This window comes from Epilithonimonas sp. UC225_85 (assembly GCF_042695135.1).
Classification (GTDB): Bacteria; Bacteroidota; Bacteroidia; order Flavobacteriales; family Weeksellaceae; genus Epilithonimonas.
This window is the reverse complement of sequence record NZ_CP170547.1, coordinates 127,776-148,425: the sequence shown is the minus strand read 5'-3', so window position 1 is coordinate 148,425 and position 20,650 is coordinate 127,776. Positions and strand designations below refer to the sequence as shown.

The 20,650-nt window shown below is 37.0% G+C and carries 19 protein-coding genes and 2 tRNA genes; 14 read left to right on the top strand and 7 right to left on the bottom strand.

The annotated features are described in order from the left end of the window. Positions 1 to 11: 11 nt before the first annotated feature. Positions 12 to 1,547, top strand: a complete 1,536-nt coding sequence (locus tag ACFJGY_RS00770) for a YdiU family protein (RefSeq protein ID WP_379966844.1) — start codon at positions 12 to 14, stop codon at positions 1,545 to 1,547. Positions 1,548 to 1,752: 205 nt separating this feature from the next. Beyond that, complete coding sequence (locus ACFJGY_RS00765) at positions 1,753 to 3,021, top strand: DUF6080 domain-containing protein (RefSeq protein WP_379966841.1); 1,269 nt, start codon at positions 1,753 to 1,755, stop codon at positions 3,019 to 3,021. A gap of 28 nt (positions 3,022 to 3,049) precedes the next feature. Here the strand turns inward: ACFJGY_RS00765 and ACFJGY_RS00760 are convergent, their stop codons facing one another. Beyond that, entirely contained in the window at positions 3,050 to 3,559 is a 510-nt protein-coding gene (locus ACFJGY_RS00760; protein WP_379966838.1) for an SPOR domain-containing protein, read from the bottom strand. Between the two features lie 188 nt (positions 3,560 to 3,747). On the opposite strand from ACFJGY_RS00760, the gene ACFJGY_RS00755 reads away from it, so the two are divergent. The 8 genes from ACFJGY_RS00755 (at position 3,748) to ACFJGY_RS00720 (ending at position 13,278) form a co-directional block, all read left to right on the top strand. Then, positions 3,748 to 5,118 (top strand): c-type cytochrome, encoded by a 1,371-nt coding sequence (locus tag ACFJGY_RS00755; RefSeq protein ID WP_379966835.1) that lies wholly within the window; start codon positions 3,748 to 3,750, stop codon positions 5,116 to 5,118. A gap of 21 nt (positions 5,119 to 5,139) precedes the next feature. After that, entirely contained in the window at positions 5,140 to 8,190 is a 3,051-nt protein-coding gene (locus tag ACFJGY_RS00750) for a TAT-variant-translocated molybdopterin oxidoreductase (RefSeq protein WP_379966832.1), read from the top strand. A gap of 7 nt (positions 8,191 to 8,197) precedes the next feature. After that, complete coding sequence (nrfD, locus tag ACFJGY_RS00745) at positions 8,198 to 9,595, top strand: NrfD/PsrC family molybdoenzyme membrane anchor subunit (RefSeq protein ID WP_034973937.1); 1,398 nt, start codon at positions 8,198 to 8,200, stop codon at positions 9,593 to 9,595. Further along, on the top strand, positions 9,582 to 10,103 hold the full coding sequence (locus ACFJGY_RS00740; protein ID WP_379966828.1) for a DUF3341 domain-containing protein: 522 nt from the start codon (positions 9,582 to 9,584) through the stop codon (positions 10,101 to 10,103). Before nrfD ends, ACFJGY_RS00740 begins: the two co-directional genes overlap by 14 nt. After that, complete coding sequence (locus ACFJGY_RS00735; RefSeq protein ID WP_379966825.1) at positions 10,096 to 10,830, top strand: c-type cytochrome; 735 nt, start codon at positions 10,096 to 10,098, stop codon at positions 10,828 to 10,830. Before ACFJGY_RS00740 ends, ACFJGY_RS00735 begins: the two co-directional genes overlap by 8 nt. Positions 10,831 to 10,842: 12 nt before the next feature. Further along, positions 10,843 to 12,177: a quinol:cytochrome C oxidoreductase gene (locus ACFJGY_RS00730; RefSeq protein ID WP_379966822.1), complete on the top strand. Its 1,335-nt coding sequence runs from the start codon at positions 10,843 to 10,845 to the stop codon at positions 12,175 to 12,177. Positions 12,178 to 12,254: 77 nt separating this feature from the next. After that, a complete protein-coding gene (locus ACFJGY_RS00725) occupies positions 12,255 to 12,950 on the top strand; it encodes a 3'-5' exonuclease (RefSeq protein WP_379966819.1) in 696 nt (231 codons plus the stop codon). Between the two features lies 1 nt (position 12,951). Continuing rightward, positions 12,952 to 13,278, top strand: coding sequence for an SUF system Fe-S cluster assembly protein (locus ACFJGY_RS00720; RefSeq protein ID WP_379966816.1), 327 nt, complete (start codon positions 12,952 to 12,954; stop codon positions 13,276 to 13,278). A gap of 30 nt (positions 13,279 to 13,308) precedes the next feature. Here ACFJGY_RS00720 and ACFJGY_RS00715 read toward each other — a convergent pair whose 3' ends face one another. Both ACFJGY_RS00715 and ACFJGY_RS00710 read right to left on the bottom strand, forming a co-directional pair. Beyond that, positions 13,309 to 13,713, bottom strand: a complete 405-nt coding sequence (locus tag ACFJGY_RS00715; RefSeq protein ID WP_379966813.1) for an OsmC family protein — start codon at positions 13,711 to 13,713, stop codon at positions 13,309 to 13,311. A gap of 117 nt (positions 13,714 to 13,830) precedes the next feature. Then, entirely contained in the window at positions 13,831 to 14,679 is an 849-nt protein-coding gene (locus ACFJGY_RS00710) for a hydroxymethylglutaryl-CoA lyase (protein ID WP_379966810.1), read from the bottom strand. A gap of 267 nt (positions 14,680 to 14,946) precedes the next feature. On the opposite strand from ACFJGY_RS00710, the gene pepT reads away from it, so the two are divergent. From pepT to ACFJGY_RS00690, 4 genes are read left to right on the top strand one after another with little or no spacing between them, the layout of a single operon-like run. Beyond that, the gene (gene pepT, locus ACFJGY_RS00705; RefSeq protein WP_379966807.1) at positions 14,947 to 16,197 is read left to right on the top strand and encodes a peptidase T; all 1,251 of its coding nucleotides are present in this window, start codon (positions 14,947 to 14,949) and stop codon (positions 16,195 to 16,197) included. Positions 16,198 to 16,227: 30 nt separating this feature from the next. Then, on the top strand, positions 16,228 to 16,647 hold the full coding sequence (locus ACFJGY_RS00700; RefSeq protein ID WP_379966804.1) for a SufE family protein: 420 nt from the start codon (positions 16,228 to 16,230) through the stop codon (positions 16,645 to 16,647). Next, complete coding sequence (locus tag ACFJGY_RS00695) at positions 16,648 to 17,613, top strand: glycosyltransferase family 9 protein (protein ID WP_379966801.1); 966 nt, start codon at positions 16,648 to 16,650, stop codon at positions 17,611 to 17,613. Then, positions 17,610 to 18,515, top strand: a complete 906-nt coding sequence (locus ACFJGY_RS00690) for a glycosyltransferase family 2 protein (protein WP_379966798.1) — start codon at positions 17,610 to 17,612, stop codon at positions 18,513 to 18,515. The genes ACFJGY_RS00695 and ACFJGY_RS00690 overlap by 4 nt, the downstream gene beginning before the upstream one ends. Here the strand turns inward: ACFJGY_RS00690 and ACFJGY_RS00685 are convergent. From ACFJGY_RS00685 to ACFJGY_RS00670, 4 genes are all read right to left on the bottom strand, one after another. Then, on the bottom strand, positions 18,487 to 18,948 hold the full coding sequence (locus tag ACFJGY_RS00685) for a VanZ family protein (RefSeq protein ID WP_379966795.1): 462 nt from the start codon (positions 18,946 to 18,948) through the stop codon (positions 18,487 to 18,489). The two genes, ACFJGY_RS00690 and ACFJGY_RS00685, sit on opposite strands and share 29 nt — an antisense overlap. A 188-nt stretch (positions 18,949 to 19,136) precedes the next feature. Beyond that, positions 19,137 to 19,211, bottom strand: a tRNA-Val gene (locus ACFJGY_RS00680). A 61-nt stretch (positions 19,212 to 19,272) separates the two neighbouring features. Continuing rightward, positions 19,273 to 19,347: transfer RNA gene (locus ACFJGY_RS00675), tRNA-Val, on the bottom strand. A gap of 33 nt (positions 19,348 to 19,380) precedes the next feature. Next, positions 19,381 to 20,619 carry a bifunctional folylpolyglutamate synthase/dihydrofolate synthase gene (locus tag ACFJGY_RS00670; protein ID WP_379966792.1) on the bottom strand — a complete coding sequence of 413 codons (1,239 nt, stop codon included), beginning with the start codon at positions 20,617 to 20,619 and terminating at the stop codon, positions 19,381 to 19,383. Between the last annotated feature and the right edge of the window lie 31 nt (positions 20,620 to 20,650).

Here is a 20,650-nt window from a genome sequence, read left to right as displayed (position 1 = left end):
TTTTTATACAGATGAAACTCAACCTCATTACTCAAAAATTCACGTCACTATTCCCGGGAGATTTTTCCGGAAACACAATGCAGAGACAAACGCCTGACGTGATGTTTTGCACTGTAAAACCTGCCGGTTTTTCCAATACAGAATTGATCGATTTTAATGAAAAATTATCACAGGAAATAGGTTTAGGCAATTTAGAGAATGACAAAGATTTTCTTGCTGCGCAGAATCTCCCAGAAAATGTAAAAACCTACGCAACAGCTTACGCAGGACATCAGTTTGGGAATTGGGCAGGACAATTGGGCGACGGAAGAGCAATCTATGCCGGAGAAATTCTAAGTAATAATAAACAAACCGAAATACAGTGGAAAGGAGCCGGCGCAACACCTTATTCCAGAAATGCAGATGGAAGAGCAGTCTTAAGATCATCAATCCGGGAATATCTGATGAGCGAAGCAATGTTTCATCTGGGAGTTCCTACAACCAGAGCTCTGAGTCTTTCCAAAACGGGTGAAGATGTGATCCGCGATATCCAGTATTCCGGGAATCCGCAAAAGGAGCCGGGTGCGGTTGTGGTAAGAACGGCCGAATCTTTTCTTCGTTTAGGACATTTTGAATTGTTATCGGCAAGAAAACAGAATGATCTTCTCAAACAATTGGCAGATTATGCAATTGAAAATTTCTTTCCGGAAGTTTCCGCACACAATAATCCAACAAAATATATTGATTGGTTTCAGGCTGTTTGCGACAGAACTCTTAAAATGATTATTGATTGGTATCGTGTCGGGTTTGTTCACGGCGTTATGAACACCGATAATATGTCTGTCCTTGGTTTGACAATCGATTATGGACCCTTTTCTATGATGGATGGCTATGATCTGGAATTCACCCCCAATACAACCGATCTGCCCGGAAGAAGATATGCATTCGGCAAGCAAGGTCAGATCTCACATTGGAATCTGGCGGCTTTTGCTAATGCGATTTTTCCTTTGATTAATGATCAGGAAGTTTTAGAGAAAATTCTCGATGATTTTGGAAAGCAGTTTTGGGTAAAACATGATAAAATGCTTGCGGAGAAATTTGGTTTTGATGAGGTTTTAAAAGAAGATGAAAAATTTTTCACAGAATGGCAGCAGTTGATGCAGGATCTGAATTTGGATTATACCTTATTTTTCCAACAACTCGAAAAACCGATTGTTGAAATTCAAACCGACGATTTCAAAGATTGTTTTTATCGAATTTTAAGTCAGAATGAATTAAAAAAAATATCAGATTTCATCGAAAAATATCAGGCAAGAAAAGGTAAAAACAATATCTCGGAAACTGAGTCTTTAGAATTAATGTCAAAGACAAATCCGAAATTCATCCTCAGAAATTATCTCTTGTTTGAAGCGATCCAGGATGCGGAAAACGGGAATTACGAGATGTTCTTCAAACTGAAAAAAGCTTTGGAGAATCCTTACGAAAACCTTTTTCCGGAATTCAATCAAAAAAGACCTTCAAAGTACGATAATCAGACTGGAAGCAGCCAATTGTCTTGTAGTTCTTAATAGGAGTGATTTTTTTTAAGTTTAGCCAGGCTCGGATAAATTATTTGGATCGATGCAGGAAAGAAATTGTATCAAAACAAATAATTGACATTCTCGATATGGTATTTAATCCTTAATCGAAGTGATAAATTGTTTTTCTTAGTTCTACAAAGTTTTTGATATAAAGTTTCTTTATTTTTGCAGAAATATTTGAGTTTTGAAACTATTGAACAAAATTTTATCTTTCCTGAAAATCATTTTCCCTTCTACCAAAACAGAAGGTTTTATTTTCCTTTTTTTTGCGATTCTTTACGGCGCAAATGCGTGGTTTATTGCGGAGAATTTCAGCATAATTTATGACGACAGAATTCCGTGGGATGCTTATTTTAGTTTTGATAACAGGGCAATTATTCAAACTGGTGGCGGTTTCGAGAGACATCCCTTGTCCAATTATTTCTTTGATCAAATCCGAAATTTTGCTTTGCTGATTTCCGGTAATCATTACAACTCAACTTTCCGTTTGGTTTTGGCATTGTTGTCAACTTTAATTATTAGTTTAGCGAATGTTCAGATATTCAAATATCTTCATAATATCATTAGACTTCCACTGAAAATCAGTTTGTTAATTCTGTTTTTTTATGGCTTATTTGTGACCAATATTCTGTTGTCTTTCACGCCGGAAACCTACACTTATACTTTACTTTTCTTATCGATATTTAATTATTATTCGGCGAAGCAAATTCAGGATGAAAAGACAGTTTCGTTTGGAGCAACAATTTTTGGTTCTGTTTTTATCGGCGGTTTGACGATCACAAATATTGTGAAAGTTTACATTCCATTTCTTTTTGAAAAGAAGATCTTCTGGAACTGGAAAAAAATTGGAATTGCAGTTTCGAAAGTAGCGGTTTCTGCCGGCATTTTCATCTTTTTATTTTTGTTGAGACTCGATTTTAATATTCAGAATTTCTTTACCAAAACCGAAGAACAGTATGATAAATTCTCGACTCCGAAAGTAACGCCGCTTTGGGATATGATCTGTTCCTGGTTTTTCGGTGGCAATATTTTGTTCTCGAATTATGAGATCAGAGATTATCATAACAAAGACAAAACCTTTTATTACAAAGCTTTGTTTATGGATGTTTATTCGTCCATTATTCCTTATATTTTCATAGGAGTAATTTTATTAATGCTCATCTGGAGCATTTTCAGGAATTACAAAAATAGGCTGGTTTGGATCTTGGTTATTTCTTTTTTCGTTGATATTCTGATTCATTGCGTACTGAAATTTGGTCTGCACACCTCTTACATCTACGGCGGCCATTTTATTTTTGTTTATCCGTTGTTGTTTGGCTGGCTGTTTTTCAGTTTCAAAGACAAAAAAATGCCATTAACTTTCTTGTATGGAACTTTAATGATATTGACAGTTTATCTGGGCTTCAATAATTTTTACAGATTGACGGAGTTCTATCAATTTCTGGAAACTTACTACAAATAAAAAACGCCGCAATTAGCGGCGTTTTTTATTATTTAGCTTCAACACAAAAGACGGCGTAAGGAATTACCGTTGCAGACGGATAGACCTTCTTAATGTTTTTCAGATCGTCGGCTGCACTCTGTTTTGAGAAATAACTTCCTGCGAGGATTTTATAATTTGGTCTGAGCGATGCATCTTTTTCAACTTTCAGATTTCTAAAGTTATTTCTGAATTCTGTACTGATTTTTGTAGCTTCTTCATTGCTTTTTACCACCACAACCTGAATTTTGAATCCCATAATTTTCGGATTTTTTCTGCAGATCTCAGCATTTGTAAGCTCCCTGTTGGCTACTAAAATTTTTGGCGGCGCTTTGACTGAACTGTCAGAAGAACGGCTGCAATTGCCTTCTACCTTTTCCAAAGCATCATTAATACGTTCATCCAAAGAGAAGGAAAGCTCAGTTCCCGAGATGGTGTCTTTCTTCACAATGTATTGAGCATCAATTTGGTAAAAAGAAAACACAGTCGCTATTATGAAAAGCTTAAGCAGATTGTTCATTTAATATTTATTTTCAGCAAATTTAAAATAAATTGAATGAAACGCAAACCCTGTTATTTAGAACAATTACAAATTAATTGGATTTGATAAAAAGCATCCGATAAGGTCGTCTTAATTTTTGTTAAAGTGCTATTTTTGCGGAATTGAATGTAACAGTCAATAGAATTTACTAACCCAAGATTATATAAATGATTAGTTGGAGAAAGCATTACAAAAAGGGTCTGATAGCAATTAGTTTATTGTTGTCAACCGGCGCTTCCGTTTATGCACAAGGCGATCCGAAAAAAGGACAGGAGCTGTTTAAGGCGAACTGTACCGCTTGTCACGCTTTGGACAAAAAAGTTGTAGGGCCTGCACTTGGCGGTGTTGTTGAAAAAGTCAAAAAAGATGGTCAAGACACCGACTGGCTTCATAAATGGATCACCAATAATGAAAAGCTTAGAGCTTCTGGCGATGCATATGCAAACAAAATCTATGAAGAAAATGGAAAAGTTGCGATGCAGGTATTCGAAGGGAAGCTTTCAGATACGGATATTGATGATATCTTAGCTTACACAACTGATCCTCCAAAAGAAGAGCCTGCAGCAGATGCAAAAGCAGACGGAGCTGCAGCTAACGATACAGCATCTATTGAAGCTGAAAAAGCCCAGCAACTGAATTCTAAAATAGTAATTGCAGCACTTATTGCCATTGCTGGTTTGTTGGTTTGGCTATTGATAAAAATTCGTCAGCTGGTAAAATTACAGCAATCACCAGAATTATCAGAACTTAATTCTACCAGAGTTACTTCTTTCTCCGCATTGTATGAAAAATACAGCTATGTAGGAAAAGGTCTTGTAGGATTACTAGCACTATTTGCCGTTTATGGCATCTGGAACTGGTTGATGTGGATTGGTGTTTACAAAGGATACGCTCCGGAGCAGCCAATTTATTTCTCTCATAAGATCCACGCAGGCGAGAATAAAATCGACTGTCAGCTTTGTCACTCAAGTGCAAAATATGGTAAAGTGTCCGAGATTCCTTCTCTTAACGTTTGTATGAACTGTCACCGCTCTATTTCTGAATACAAAGGAAAATATCTGGAGCCTGGTAAAGACAGAGAGTTCTATACAGGAGAGATCAAAAAGATCTATCAGCATGTTGGATGGGATGAGGATAAGCAGGCTTATACCGGTAAAACCGAACCTGTAGAATGGACTAGGATTCACAATATGCCTGATTTTGTTTACTTCAATCACGCTCAGCACGTTGTAGCAGGTGAGCAGGCGATCATCAATTCATTTAATGCGAAACAGAAAGATGCGGCGAACAAGATTGATGTGGTTTGTAAAGCTTGTCACGGAAAAATTGATACAATGAACGTCGTTCAAATGGCAAACAACTTCACAATGGGATGGTGTATAGAATGTCACAGAACTACAGAAGTAGATATGAATAACGGTTACAATAAAGAATACTTCAAAAATCTGCATGATAAGTTGAAAAAACAATATGGTGAAGGAAGTAAGATCACTGTAGATGCAATTGGAGGTCTTGAGTGTGGTAAATGTCATTATTAATAACAAAAATTAGAAGTATAAATGGCTTCAAATAAAATACAATTCAGAAGTATTCACGAACTAAAAGATCCAACCCTTAACGGGAAGTTGGCGCTGAAAGAGTTTCAGAATGAGATTCCGGTAGATGAATTCTTGGAAGATGCTGGTAATTCAGGAACTTCTCGTAGAGACTTTCTTAAGATATTAGGATTTTCTACAGCTGCTGTTACATTAGCAGCTTGTGAGGCTCCGGTTCTTAAAACAATCCCTTATGTGGTAAAACCGCATGATATTATTCCGGGGATTCCCAACTATTATGCATCTTCATATTTTGACGGGTTCGATTTCGCTAGTGTTTTAGTTAAAACCAGAGAAGGGCGTCCAATTAAAATTGAGCCTAATCCAACCGCTGGAACATTAGGTAAGACTAATGCGAGAGCTCAGGCAAGTGTACTTTCTCTTTATGATAATGATAAAGTGAAATTGCCGGCTTTGAATGGAGATGAGCAAACTGATTTCAATAAAATTGATGATTTTGTTTTAAAAGGTTTGGCAGAGTCTCAGGCTAATGGTAAAAAGATCGTTGTGTTATCACACTCTTTCCCAAGCCCGACTTTCAAAAAATTATTTGGAGATTTCAAAGCAAAATATCCTTCTGCTGAACTTATCACTTATGATGCGATTCCTTACGCTGCAGCATTAGACGCAGCTCAGGAAGTTTTCGGACAAAGAGCATTACCGGTTTATGATCTTAGCAGTTCTCAATTGGTCGTTTCTTTTCAGGCAGATTTCTTAGGAGATTTTAATGCGTCAAGTTTAGAAGTTTCTTATGCTGCGGCAAGAAAGCCAGGTCCGGAAATGTTGAGACACATTCAGGTTGAGTCTAACTTGAGTTTGACCGGAGCTAACGCCGATTCTAGATACAGATTGAAACCAAGTGCTGTTTTCAAAACTTTGGTAGAAGTTTATAATGGATTGAACGGTGGAACGGCTGATAAAACAGCTTCCGAAATCGTAAAAGAACTTCAGGCAAAAGGCAGCAATGCTGTTGTTTTTGCTGATGGATCTAAAGCAGCTTATGTTCTGGCTCATTTAATTAATCAAAAACTGGGATCTAAGGCTTTCACTGGTAAAGCTAACTTCCTTAAAGAATACGATAACGCAAGATTCACTGAGTTTTTATCTTGGTTGAATGGCGGACAGGTTGGAGTTCTAATCTCCAATAATGTTAATCCAATCTATTCCCACGCAAAAGGAGAATCTCTAAAGGCAGCTTTATCAAAAGTTCCTTATTCTGTAGCAATTACAGATAAAAAGAATGATATTTATAAAGCTTCCAAAGCAGTTATTCCTGCTACACACTGGTTAGAATCCTGGGGAGATATCACGCCGGAAACTGGTGCATACTCATTGATGCAGCCAACGATCCAAAAAATCTTTACATCAAGACAAGTTGAAGAATCTCTATTGTTGTGGATCAATGGAAAAAACAGCCCGGCTAACAATTACTACGAATATCTTAAAGCAAACGCTTTAACGCTTAATGAAGGGAAAACTTTCAATAAGACTTTATATAACGGTTTCACGACTGGTGGTCTTTCTACAGGATTGGCTTACACAGGTGGAAACGCAGCTCAGGCTGTCGCTGAATTATCAGCTTTCAAACCTGCTCAATTAGAATTACAACTTTATACAAAACCAGCAATTGGTGACGGAACGCAGTCTAACAACCCTTGGTTGATGGAACTTCCGGATCCTATCTCCAGATTATCCTGGGATAATTACTTGACAATTTCTCCAAAAGATGCAGAAAAATTAGGTCTTGAAAATAGCCTTAATGCAAGAATGCAATTGGATGGTGACCTTGTTAGTTTAACTGTAAACGGTGTTACATTGAAAGATGTTCCTGTTTTTATCCAGCCCGGACAAGCAGAAGGATCTTTGGGTCTTGCTCTAGGATATGGTAAGAAAGATTCAGGGAAAGTTGCTAATGCAGGTGTAAACGCTTATCCGTTATTTGATGGTTATAATACAGTTCTTACCAATGTAAAAATTGAAAAAACAGGAGAAGATTATGAGTTTGCAGGAATGCAGCTTCAAAATACATTGATGGGTCGTTATGAGATCGCTAAAGAAGTTTCTTTGGAAGATTTTATTAACAAACCTGTAGATGACTGGAACGCTCCATTGGCAATGCATACAATTGGAGGAGAGCTTCCATTAGGAAAAGTGGATCTTTGGGATTCTTATGATGATACAGATGGTCCTCACTTCAATTTGTCAGTTGATCTTAACTCTTGTACTGGTTGTGGCGCTTGTGTTGTGGCTTGTCAGGCAGAAAACAACGTTGCAGTTGTGGGTAAAGAAGAGATCAGAATGTCAAGAGATATGTACTGGTTAAGAATTGACCGTTACTATTCTGCAATCGAGAAAATAGAAACAAAAGAGCAAATTGACAGAGGTCTTAATGCGCCTCAACTTTATGGTGGTCCTTTCTCAGAAGGTATTTTGAACCACCCTGCGGATAATCCGGATGTGATCTTCCAGCCGGTGATGTGTCAGCATTGTAACCATGCTCCTTGTGAAACTGTTTGTCCTGTTGCTGCAACATCTCACGGTAAACAAGGTCAAAACCAAATGGCTTATAACAGATGTATCGGTACAAGATATTGTGCGAACAACTGTCCTTACAAAGTAAGAAGATTCAACTGGTTCAATTATGCATTGAATGACAAGTTTGACTTCAATATGAATAATGACTTAGGTAGAATGGTTCTCAACCCGGATGTTGTTACAAGAACAAGAGGGGTAATGGAAAAATGTTCTATGTGTATCCAAATGACTCAGACAACAATTCTTGAGGCTAAAAAAGATGGAAGAAAGGTAGTTGACGGAGAGTTCCAGACGGCTTGTTCTAAAGCTTGTTCTACAGGATCTTTGAAATTTGGAGATATGAATGATGTGGCTTCAGAAGTTCGCAGCTTATTCAATAGCAATAGAAAATACGTGTTGTTAGAAGAGATTGGTACAAAACCAAACGTTTTCTATCATACAAAAATCAGAAACAGAAAAGAAAGTTTAAATAATAAATAGGTAAAAAATGTCAGGACATTACGAAGCTCCGATAAGGGAACCTTTAATTATTGGTCACAAGACTTATCACGATATCACAGAGGATATCGCAAGACCTATCGAAGAACGCGCAGGGAAGTTATGGTGGGCATCATTGTATGCAGCTTTAATTCTGTTTGTTTACGGATTTGGTTGTATTGCATACACCATCGGAACCGGTATCGGTGCCTGGGGACTAAACAGAACCATTAACTGGGGTTGGGATATTACCAATTTCGTTTGGTGGGTAGGTATTGGTCACGCAGGAACATTGATCTCTGCCGTACTATTATTATTTAGACAAAGATGGAGAATGTCTGTAAACCGTTCTGCAGAAGCGATGACGATCTTCGCAGTTTGCCAGGCGGCGATCTTCCCGGTAATTCACATGGGTAGAGTCTGGGTTGGATATTGGGTTTTCCCTTTGCCAAACCAATTTGGTTCTCTTTGGGTCAACTTCAACTCGCCATTACTTTGGGACGTATTTGCGATTTCGACTTATTTCTCAGTATCAGTAGTATTCTGGTTTATGGGATTAATTCCTGACTTTGCAATGATCAGAGATAGAGCTAAGACTCCTTTCAATAAGAAAATTTATACGCTACTAGCATTCGGTTGGGGTGGAAAAGCAAAACACTGGCAGAGATTCGAAGAGTTATCTTTGGTTCTAGCAGGTTTGGCAACGCCACTTGTATTCTCGGTACACACGACGGTATCATTTGACTTTGCTACATCGGTAATCAAAGGATGGCACTCGACTATCTACCCACCATATTTCGTTGCTGGAGCAATCTTCTCAGGATTTGCAATGGTACAGACACTATTGTTGGTTGCAAGAAAAGTTTGTCACTTAGAAGATTACATTACAATGTATCATATCGAAATTATGAATATCGTAATCGTAGTAACGGGTGGAATGGTAACTGTAGCGTACGCAACTGAGTATTTTATAGGTTGGTATTCCGGATCAAGATTTGAAGATTTTACTTATCTTTCTCCGGGTGCAGCAACTGGACCTTACTGGTGGGCATTCTGGGCATTGATTATTTGTAATTTGGTTGTTCCGGCAGCATTCTGGTTCAAAAAAGTTAGAACTAATATCTTCTGGACATTCATCATTGCATTGATCATTAATATCGGAATGTGGTTTGAGCGTTTTGATATTATCGTAATCAACTTGTCAAGAGATTATTTACCATCATCTTGGACAATGTTCAAACCGACGATCATTGACGTTGGGGTATATCTTGGAACAATTGGTTTCTTCTCAGTATTATTCTTATTGTATGCAAGAACATTCCCTGTAATCGCACAGGCAGAATTGAAGAGTATTTTGAAAATTTCCGGTGAAACTTATAAAGCAAAAGAAGGAGATGAGCACCACTAAAATTATATACGGACTTTACGGCGACGATGATGATTTGTTGCACGGCGTAAAAGCCTTTACAGATAAAGGAATCAGCATAAACGAAGTTTATACGCCATTTCCTGTTCACGGACTTGATAAAGCACTTGGATTAAAGAAAACCAGAATTTCTGATGCGGCATTTATCTATGCTTGTTACGGAGTTACAATTGGTATTACTTTGACCGCCTGGATTATGAACCACGACTGGCCTCAGAATATTGGTGGTAAGCCATCATTTGACTGGATACACAATTTTCCGGCATTCATTGATCCAATGTTCGAATTGATGGTCTTCTGTTCGGCTCACTTGATGTCTCTTACTTTTCTTGTAAGAAACAAAATGTATCCGGGCGCAAAACCTCAGAATCCGGATCCGAGAACTACGGATGACAAATTTATGATGGAGTTTGTTTCTGATGATGTTGAAACTATAAAACAACTGTTGATTGATACAGGTGTTGAAGAAATAACAGTTAAAGATGCTTAAGATGAAGAATAGTATATTAAAAATTACGGCGATCTTTGGTTTAACTACTGTTTTACTGAATTCTTGCGGTGGACCAAAAGATAATCCACCTTTGGTATATTTTCCGGATATGTATTTTCCAGTAGCTTATGATCCTTTGATGAAGGCTAAAGATGCTTATTCTGATCACGAAAATGAAATACCTGCTTTTGTAGCACATAATGGTGCAACAGGACTTTCTCCTGTAGAAGGCACTGTTTCACAAAATAAAGATGGAATCGTAAGTGAAGAAACTCTGCCGAAAAATGTAGATGAATATAACGCTGGTTATGATGCTTCAAAATTAATTACGACTTCTCCTTTGAAAGCAGAAAACCTCGAAAAAGATCTGGCAAGAGGAAAAATCCTTTTTGATCATACTTGTTCTGCTTGTCACGGAACAGGAGGTGACGGACAAGGACCAATTGTAAAAAGCGGTGCTTATTCAGGAGTTCCTGTATATGCAGATAGAGATATTACGATCGGATCTATTCATTATGTTTTGACGAATGGTAGAAATGCGATGGGATCTTACGCAGGACAGCTTAATGTAGGAGATAGATGGAGAGTCGCTTTATATGTTTATAATACATTCAAAGCGCCAAGTCTTGCTAAAAGTGTAACAACTGCCGCTACACCAGCACCAACTGCTACGACAGAAAAAACTTCTACTGCAACTGCACCGGAAGCTAAAACCAATGCTAAATAAAAAAAGAAAAAAATGTATAGTTTTTCACCTAAATTAAAATTGTATTCTATCATACTCATTGTTGTAGGAGTTGTTTTATTCGGGATTGGTTATGCTCTTAACCATGGTTTGGATGATGCTACAATTTCTCATTGGATGGAGTCTGTTCATTCAAAAGGTCACGAAGCGCCTTCTCACTCCAGCGAGTTAGTTGGTCCACAGGATCAAGATGCTCATTTGGAGCACGCAAAACATCAGATTCACAATCAGCCTTTGGCAGCAGTTCATACATTTGCAGTATTCTTTTTTGGAATCAGCTGTTGTGCGCTGTTCTTTTACAGTATTCAGCATGCGGCTCACGCTGGTTGGTCTATTATTGTGACAAGAGTAATGGAAGCTGTGGCTTCATATATTCCTTATGGAGGTGCACTTTTAATTATTCTTACGATTCTGAATATCACACATCAGGGACACTTATTCCATTGGATGGATCCAAATCTTACCGATCCAACTTCACCTGAATTTGATGTGATATTATATGAAAAATCAAAATTCCTTAATATCCCTTTCTATGCTGTAAGGACTTTAATTTATACTATTGGAGCTTCTTTCTTTGTATGGAAATTGAAAAGTCTTTCTAAAAAAGTAGATGAGAACAAAGGAAACAGAAAAATATATGCTAGTCTGTATAGCTGGAATGTAGGCTATATCGCATTCTTCGGGTTTGCATCTGCAGCCTGGGCTTGGGATTGGTTGATGTCTATTGATCCGCATTGGTATTCTACACTTTATATTTGGTATTCGATGGTTAGCTGTTTATCAACTGCTGTTGCTTGTATCATTTTGGTAAGTGTTTATATTAAGAAAAAGGGTGTTTATCCTCAATTCAATAATAATCACCTTCACGATCTTGGTAAGTTCTTATTTGCAACCAGCATGTTGTGGAGTTACTTATGGTTCTGTCAGTTTATGTTGTATTGGTATGCAAACGTACCGGAAGAGATTAATTATTTCTTTGGAAGGTTCGAATATTACAAACCTACATTCTTGCCGATGCTTGTCATTAACTTCCTTGCACCATTATTGGTTTTAGTAAGCAGCAGCATCAAGAGAAATTACAAAGTGGTGACATTTATGGCTTGTCTGGTAATATTTGGTCACGCTGTAGATTACTTTAATATGGTAATGCCGGGAACTGTTGGTCCTTACTGGAATAATCTTCCGATGCTGTTTTTAGTATTAGGCGCATTCGTTTTCGTAGTAGGTATTTTTGTTTTTGTGGTAATGACAGCTTTATCAAAACTGAAGTTAATGCCAACTGGAAATCCATTCTTCCACGAATCAGAGATTTACGAATATCCATTTTAATTAATTTTAAAAACAAAAAATATGAACCCGACAGTAATGTTGGGTTTTTTTTATTATATTTAAAAAAACAAACATAGATGATTCACAAAATTCCTATAGAAAACGTACTTTTTCTGGATATCGAAACTGTTCCTCAAATTGACAGATGGAATAACTTGGATCCCACAACCCAATATCTTTGGGATAAAAAAACCAAATCCCAGAGAAAAGAAGAAATTGAAGCTTCTGATTTCTACGGACAACGCGCAGGAATCATGGCAGAATTTGGGATGATCATTTGTATTTCTATTGGAATGATTGATAACAATTCCGGGTTGCTGAAGATCAAAACATTTTCTGGAGAGGAGAAAGACCTGTTACTTTCTTTCTGTGAATTATTCAACAGTCCTCGATTGAATAATGTCATCCTTTGCGCTCATAATGGGAAAGAATTTGATTTTCCTTACATCGCCAGAAGACTACTGGTTCATGGAATCCAACCGCCGATGCCATTTCAAATGTTTGGAAAAAAACCGTGGGAAATTCCGCATATTGATACGATGGAACTTTGGAAATTCGGAGACTGGAAAAGTTATGTTTCTCTGGAATTACTGGCTCATATCTTCGGAATTCCTACCCCAAAGGATGATATCGACGGAAGTATGGTTGCCGATATATACTACAAGGACGGTGATATAGACAGAATCATTCATTATTGTGAAAAAGATGTATTAACTTTGGCAAACATTTTCCGGCGGATGCGACAGGAAGATTTATTAAAAAGATTAGATTAAAATGAAACTGACAGACGATCAAATTGCAGATATTGGCGAAGAAATAATCAAAGAACTCAAAACCGTTTATGACCCAGAAATCCCTGTTGATATTTACGAATTAGGATTGGTTTATGACGTTCAGATCTCCGAAGAGGCGGATGTTTTGGTAACAATGACTTTAACGTCTCCAAATTGTCCGGTTGCAGAAACTCTGCCCGTAGAAGTTGAGGATAAGGTACGAGGTGTAGAAGGCGTGAAATCTGCTAAAATAGAACTCACCTTTGAACCAACCTGGACCAAAGAAATGATGAGTGAAGAAGCCAAGTTTGAGCTTGGTATGTTATAAAAAAATCCTGCAATTAGCAGGATTTTTATTTTAGTCTTTATATTCGAAAAGAAGTATTTTCTTGATATCCGGATGTAAGCTTAGATAGACAGGACTGTTTTTTACAGTATGTTCGATAAATTCTTGTTCTTCCGCAGTATAGGAATGAGGAAACTTGAACACTGCGAAAATTTCGCCAATTCTTCTTGGTTCAAAATACATTGTTTTTTTCAATTCGCACGTTGCTCCTGTGATATCAACATGTCTGTCTTTTCCCAAAACAACAAGAGAAGCAAATGCACTTTCTGCCAATGCTGTTGCGAATATATCAGTTGGAGAAAAGTGTTCTCTTACTGTAAAATCATTGGATGGAACAAAAGTTGAGAAAACGTCGCCAGAAGCTTCGTGTACAGATTCAATTTTAGATTCGCCTAAATAAGTTGTTTTAGAAGTCATAACGATAGTTTTTTAATTATTTTTTCTGTAATAAATTTACATCATTTTTTCGGAATTTGAAATTTCAAATATTAATAATTATCAAAATATGATAAAATTTATATTTCATTCATCAATTTAAAAATGAAAAATATCTTTTGCCATATTATAAGCACTTTCAAAGTGGAGAAGATTCTGTTTGATGTCCAGTTTTTCTGATGACATAAAGGTGAATACTTTCTCAGTCGGCATGTTTCCAACCAGATCATCTTTTGCCATCGGACAGCCGCCGATTCCCTTTATGGCATTGTCGAATCTTCGGCAGCCTTCATCATAAGCAGCTTTCAGTTTTTTATAAGAATCTTCATATCGATTGTGCAGATGCGCTCCGAAATTAATTTCAGGATATTTTGTAGGGATTTTATTAAACAAAAGCGAAATTTTATCTACATCGCCAACGCCAGTTGTGTCAGAAAGTAAAATATTTTTGATTCCGATTTCTTCAAAACGTTTCGCCCAGAAATCAACATCTTCCCATTTCCAGCTTTCGCCATAAGGATTTCCAAAAGCCATAGAAAAATAAAGATTGAGTTGTCGGCTTTCAGACTTTGCCAATTCCAGAATTTTTATGACTTCCGAGAAAGCTTCTTCACGGCTTTTATTGGTATTCCGATGCTGAAAAGTCTCCGAAATAGAAAACGGAAATCCCAGAATATCAACCTGCTCGTGACTCAAAGCTTTTTCTGCACCTTTGAGGTTGGCAACGATGACAGACAGTTTTGTGTTGGAAAGTGATTTATCAATTTCGTCCAGCACGGTCCCAGAATCTGCCATTTGAGGCATCGTTTTCGGGTTGACGAAGCTACCGCAATCCAGCACATCAAAACCGACTTCCATCAGCCTATTGATGTAATCTATCTTAGTTTGCGTCGGGATCAACTCGCCCCAGCCTTGCATCGCGTCTCTAGGACATTCGGTTAAGAACATTTATCTGTTTTTAAATTTAATTTGACTTCGTCGAACCACTTTGTTAGGTTTGGGCAGCTTTTCCGCCTTCCGTTCCCGCTTTTTTTTTGCCGAGCTTTTCCCATTACAAAAAAAGAGCTCCACTCAAGTCGGGCTGCGGTGACAGTGTACAACTACTTTTCAACAATCAATCACCGTTTTAGTTACTAAACATCGGTGAACTCTAACCCCGAATTGTTTGTTGTTCACTCCATAAATATATAACTTTGCGGAGATATAGCAAATTATATGGAAAACATCCAATTGAACGGAGTTTGGAAAGAAAAACTCCTGAACAGATTCATCACCTACATCAAGATATTTTCAACCAGCGACGCAGAAAGTGAGACCACGCCTTCCACGGAAAGACAATGGGAGATAGCGAATTACCTTCACAAAGAATTGCAGGAACTCGGTTTGGAAGATGTCAGTATTGATGACAAAGGTTATGTTTTTGGATTCATTCCTTCTAATGTTGGGGAAACCGTTCCACAAGTTGGATTCATTGCACATTATGATTCTTCTCCCGATTTTAACGGCGAGAATGTAAATCCGCAGATCTGGGAAAATTATGACGGCGAAGATTTGTTGTTGAACAAAGAAACAGGATTTACCTTGTCTTCAACCAAATTTGAAGCTTTAAAGAAATACGTCGGACAAACCATCATCACAACAGATGGAACTACTTTATTAAGTGCAGATGACAAAGCCGGTGTTGCGGAGATTGTAACTGCTGCGGAATTTTTACTTGCAAATCCTCAAATCAAACACGGACGAATTTCAATCGGCTTCAATCCGGATGAGGAAATTGGAAGAGGCGCACATCATTTTGATGTTGAAAAGTTCGGCGCAGAATGGGCTTACACAATGGACGGTGGGGAAATTGGCGAATTGGAATATGAAAACTTCAATGCGGCCGGAGCAGTCGTGAAAATCCACGGATTATCCGTTCATCCAGGTTATTCTTTCGGTAAAATGCTGAATGCAGGATTGGTGGCTTCTGAGTTCATCAGTTCGTTACCAGAAAATGAAACACCAGCAACCACAAAAGGATTTGAAGGATTTTTCCACCTGACAGATTTTGAAGGCGATGTGTCCGAAGCTAAACTTCAGTACATCATCAGAGATCATGATGATCAGAAATTTGAAGACAGGAAAAAACTCATCACAGAAAAAGTTGAAGCTATCAACCAAAAATATGGAGATAAAACGGCTGAGATAGAAATCAAACCGCAATATCTCAATATGAAAAAACAATTCGAAGGTAAAATGCACATCATTGATATTGCTGAACAAGCGCTAAAAAATGCTGGTGTTGAACCTAAGATTAAAGCTATCAGAGGCGGAACAGACGGCGCTCAACTATCTTATATGGGATTGCCTTGCCCGAATATCTTCGCCGGCGGGCACAATTTCCACGGTCCTTACGAATTTGTACCTTTGGAAAGTATGGTGGCTGCAACTAACGTCATTGTTCAAATCGTTCAATTGGTAAAATAATTGATTCATTAAATCAAATAAAAATTTTGAATGACAATCAAAGAAAATCAACAAGAATTAATAGAAGAATTCTCCTTTCTGGAAGATTGGGAACAGAAATATGAATATATCATCGATCTTGGAAAAGAACTAGAAGGATTCCCTGAAGATAAAAAAATCGATGAAAATCTAATCCGAGGCTGTCAGTCCAAAGTCTGGATAGATGCAGAATACAAGGATGGGAAATTATTTTTCAATGCAGATTCGGATGGAATCCTACCAAAAGGTATTGTCTCGCTTTTGGTTAGGATATATAGCGGGCATTCTACACAGGAGATTTTGGATTCTGATTTTGATTTTATATCAAAGATTGGTTTACAGGAGTTTTTGTCGCCATCCCGGGCAAACGGACTTATGGCGATGACGAAACAAATCAAATTTTATGCAGTTGCATTTCAACTAAAGAAATAGGTGAAGACAATATTAGCATATCGTTTTTCCGCATTCGGGGATGTCGCAATGGCTGTTCCGGTATGCATTGAGTTTCTGGAGCAGAATCCTGATGTAGAAATTATATTCATCAGTCGGGAACATTTCAGAGACCTTTTTGATGGTCACACAAGATTGATTTTCAAAGGGATAAGCTTTGATGATTATAAAGGAGTTTTTGGGATCCGAAAATTGACTAGACAACTGATTAGAGATTTCAAACCGGATTATGTCGCCGATCTTCACGATGTGATACGAACAAAAATGGTCAATTCTATTTTTAGAAGACACCGTTACAAAGTCTATAAAATCAATAAAGGCAAAGACGAAAAAGAAAAGCTCACAGACATCTGGAATCTGAATAAATTCCCTCTGAAAAGAACTGTAGAAAGGTATGCCGATGTTTTCCGGAAAATGGGATTTCCATTAGAATTATCGCATAAATACCGTTCTGTATCCCATGATAAAAAAGGAATTGGATTCGCACCTTTTGCCCAACACAAGGGTAAAATGATGCCTGAAGAAAAATCGCTCGAACTTGTAAGAATATTAGCAAAATCTCATAAAGTCTATTTTTTTGGAGGCGGAAAGGAGGAAGATGAAATTCTCAAAAAATGGGAAAGCCAGATTCCGAATACATTTAGCCTTTCAGGAAAATTAACTTTAAAAGAAGAACTGAAAAAAATTTCGGAACTGGAAGTTATGATCTCTATGGATTCTGCAAATATGCACCTGGCAAGTCTTATGGGAACCAGATGTGTCTCTGTTTGGGGGTCTACGCATCATTTTGCGGGCTTTCTCGGTTATGGACAAAATGAGGAAGATATCGTTCAGGTCAAAGATCTTTCCTGCAGGCCTTGCTCTGTTTTCGGAGATAAAGAATGTTTCCGGGGCGATTATGCCTGCCTGCAAGAATTGAATATTCAGAAGATAATAGACAGAATATGAAGCTGAGTATCTGTATTCCTGTTTATAATTTTGATGTGAATCAATTGGTTAGCGATCTTCAAAACCAAATTGATTCTGATCAATTGGATGCAGAGATTATTTTGATTGATGATGCTTCTATTAAAGAAATTATTGATAGAAATAAAAATTTAGAGAACAAAGTCAGTCGGTTTATTTTTCTTGATCATAATATCGGACGGTCCAAGATCCGTAACTTATTTTTGAAGTTTTCCGAATCCGAATATTTGCTTTTTCTGGATTGTGATGGTAAAATCATTAGTAAAAATTTCCTGAAAAATTATTCTGATTTTATCAAAGAAAAAAATCCTGACGTTGTTTTTGGAGGAAGAAAAGTAGATAAAATTAAACCAAATCCTGAATACGGTCTCCGATGGAAATTTGCTACCGAAAGAGAGAATTTAACTTTAAAAGAAAGACTTAAGACACCATACTCAAGTTTTCAGACCAATAATTTTATTGTCCGAAAGTCTATCCTTAAGAAAAATCCTTTCAACGAAGGCATTACTCAATATGGTTATGAAGATTCTATATTTGCCAAAGATCTTTTTAAAATAAAAGTAAAAATCGACCATATTGATAATCCAATTTTCAACAATGATGTGGAAACAAATGAAATTTTCCTTATCAAAGCAGATCAATCGGCAAAAAGTCTGGCTCAATTGATAAAGAAAGATAAAAACGTTGAAAGAATCTCTAAGATAAAATTGGCAAAGGCTTATTTCAGACTCAAAAAAACAGGTGGGATTTTTCTATATCAATTGATTTATAAATTATCAAAATCATTTATACAAAAAAAGCTTTTAGGAGGACATGCATCACTAAAAGTCCTGGATTTTTATAAATTAGGGCAGCTTATCGGTTATATGAATAAGGAGCGGTAATTGGCTCGAATTCCAATCTTATATTCGCTATATTCAACCAGGTTGCTAATTTAAGTGCAAAATATCCCAACAGCATTCCAAAAGTATTGAGGAAAACATCATCTATATCTGCAGTTCCTCTTGCCGTGTAATATTGAGCTAGTTCGATAATGCATATTCCCGAAATAAAAAGAAAGAATAATAACGGCAAATGATTAAGTTTTTTGGATAACAATCCTAACCATCCGAACGGAATAAATATAAATATATTACCTACAATATTCACCATAAAAGTTTCTGAAAAAAATTCATTATAACGAAAGAAGTATGTAATGCTTTGAAGGGGATTGAGCTGTAAGAATCCCAAATCTGGATGCCTTCCACAACCGTAAAACATCATATATAACAAGAAAATAGTGTAAAAGGGAATTAACACTGCATAATATCTTTTCATAGGTTTCCTTTTGAGGATTAGTAATAAAAAAGAGTTTTCTAAACCATAGAATGTTTTAACATTTTTATCCGCAACACACATCAAAAATCTTTCCTAAAAAGAAAAGTTAAACAAATGATTAAATTTTTTGTGAAAGTTTAACGATTATGTTAAGAGAGTATTAAGAATTTAACAGAATTTTAAGAAAGTGGGCAGTACAGGATTCGAACCAGTGACCTCTGCGATGTCAACGCAACGCTCTAAACCAACTGAGCTAACTGCCCAAACTTTTTAAGTATTATAATAAAAAAATCTCAGATTTCTCTGAGATTTTCTTTTCAAGGGTGGGCCCTGAGGGATTCGAACCCCCGACCCTCTGGGTGTAAACCAGATGCTCTGAACCAACTGAGCTAAGAGCCCTTGTTTTTGGTGTTGCAAATATACAAGCTTTTTTTATTTCTGCAAATTTTTTTCTAAAAAATCTCCCACTACAAAGTTGCTGCCGCCAATAAAAATCATTTCGCCATCTTTAACATTTTGTTTTGCAGAAAGATAACCATCCTGTACATTTTGAAAAATTTTATAAAAAATTTTACTTTTTTTTAACAGATCTTCATAAGTTTCCGGATTCCGGCCTCGGATTCCGGCAGGTTTTACAAAATAATAGTTTGCATCAGCTGGTAAAATTTCTAACACTTCATCAATTTTTTTATCATTCACAAACCCAAGAACAATATGTTTATGTTGAGAATATTCCTTTAATTGGGCGAAAACCTCTTCCAGTCCTGCTTTGTTATGCCCGGTGTCACAGATTGTCAATGGATTTTTTGAAAACTCAAACCATCGTCCTATGAAGTTGGTGTTTTTTGAAACATTCAGAAGTCCTGATCTGATATTATCATCAGTTATAGTCAAGCCTCGTTTTCGCAATTCCTCAACCAAAGCCAAAACAACCTGAATGTTTTTCTTCTGGTATTTTCCCTTAAGATCAGACTCCCAATGACTATTGATAATTGTTGCATCGATCACTTCAGCATTCATTTCTTCAGCCTTGTTTGTGATGATGTTTTTTACAACGTCGTTTTCATCTCCGGAAATAATAGGTGTATTTTCTTTGATGATTCCGGCTTTTTCGTAAGCAATTTGCTCAACTGTGTCACCCAGAAGATCCTGATGGTCTAACTGTACATTCGTAATAGCAGAGACCAAAGGTGTGATGATGTTCGTAGAATCGAGACGTCCGCCCAGTCCAACTTCGATTATAGCGAAATCAACTTTTTGCTGATAAAAATATTCAAAAGCCATTATGGTTGTAAATTCAAAAAAAGAAGGTTGAATCTCACTCGGAAGTTCTTTTAGCTTCTGGATAAAATCATAGACAAATTCTTTATCACAATTCTCGCCATTTACTTTTATCCGCTCCGTAAAATCTACCAAATGCGGCGAATTATAAAGTCCGGTTTTATAATCTGATTCCTGAAGAACCGAAGCCAGCATATTGCTTGTAGAACCTTTTCCGTTGGTTCCTCCAATGTGAATTGTTTTTATCTTATCCTGTGGGTTTCCAAAAAAAGTGCACAATTTAATGATATTATCCAGCCCCGGTTTGTAAGCTGAAGATCCATCTCGTTGATAATTTGGAGCTTGTGCAAAAAGCCATTCTACGGCATTTTTATAATCTTGAGGGGTCATAATCTTGATGAAAGTACAAATTTATAAATAA

Coding starts and splice junctions, on each gene's coding strand:
- ACFJGY_RS00670 (WP_379966792.1), bottom strand. CDS start 20,619: ATGACCCCTCAAGATTATAAAAATGCCGTAGAATGGCTTTTTGCACAA.
- ACFJGY_RS00770 (WP_379966844.1), top strand. CDS start 12: ATGAAACTCAACCTCATTACTCAAAAATTCACGTCACTATTCCCGGGA.
- ACFJGY_RS00710 (WP_379966810.1), bottom strand. CDS start 14,679: ATGTTCTTAACCGAATGTCCTAGAGACGCGATGCAAGGCTGGGGCGAG.
- ACFJGY_RS00690 (WP_379966798.1), top strand. CDS start 17,610: ATGAAGCTGAGTATCTGTATTCCTGTTTATAATTTTGATGTGAATCAA.
- ACFJGY_RS00730 (WP_379966822.1), top strand. CDS start 10,843: ATGTATAGTTTTTCACCTAAATTAAAATTGTATTCTATCATACTCATT.
- ACFJGY_RS00685 (WP_379966795.1), bottom strand. CDS start 18,948: ATGAAAAGATATTATGCAGTGTTAATTCCCTTTTACACTATTTTCTTG.
- nrfD (WP_034973937.1), top strand. CDS start 8,198: ATGTCAGGACATTACGAAGCTCCGATAAGGGAACCTTTAATTATTGGT.
- ACFJGY_RS00755 (WP_379966835.1), top strand. CDS start 3,748: ATGATTAGTTGGAGAAAGCATTACAAAAAGGGTCTGATAGCAATTAGT.
- ACFJGY_RS00700 (WP_379966804.1), top strand. CDS start 16,228: ATGACAATCAAAGAAAATCAACAAGAATTAATAGAAGAATTCTCCTTT.
- ACFJGY_RS00715 (WP_379966813.1), bottom strand. CDS start 13,713: ATGACTTCTAAAACAACTTATTTAGGCGAATCTAAAATTGAATCTGTA.
- ACFJGY_RS00760 (WP_379966838.1), bottom strand. CDS start 3,559: ATGAACAATCTGCTTAAGCTTTTCATAATAGCGACTGTGTTTTCTTTT.
- pepT (WP_379966807.1), top strand. CDS start 14,947: ATGGAAAACATCCAATTGAACGGAGTTTGGAAAGAAAAACTCCTGAAC.
- ACFJGY_RS00750 (WP_379966832.1), top strand. CDS start 5,140: ATGGCTTCAAATAAAATACAATTCAGAAGTATTCACGAACTAAAAGAT.
- ACFJGY_RS00725 (WP_379966819.1), top strand. CDS start 12,255: ATGATTCACAAAATTCCTATAGAAAACGTACTTTTTCTGGATATCGAA.
- ACFJGY_RS00720 (WP_379966816.1), top strand. CDS start 12,952: ATGAAACTGACAGACGATCAAATTGCAGATATTGGCGAAGAAATAATC.
- ACFJGY_RS00735 (WP_379966825.1), top strand. CDS start 10,096: ATGCTTAAGATGAAGAATAGTATATTAAAAATTACGGCGATCTTTGGT.
- ACFJGY_RS00740 (WP_379966828.1), top strand. CDS start 9,582: ATGAGCACCACTAAAATTATATACGGACTTTACGGCGACGATGATGAT.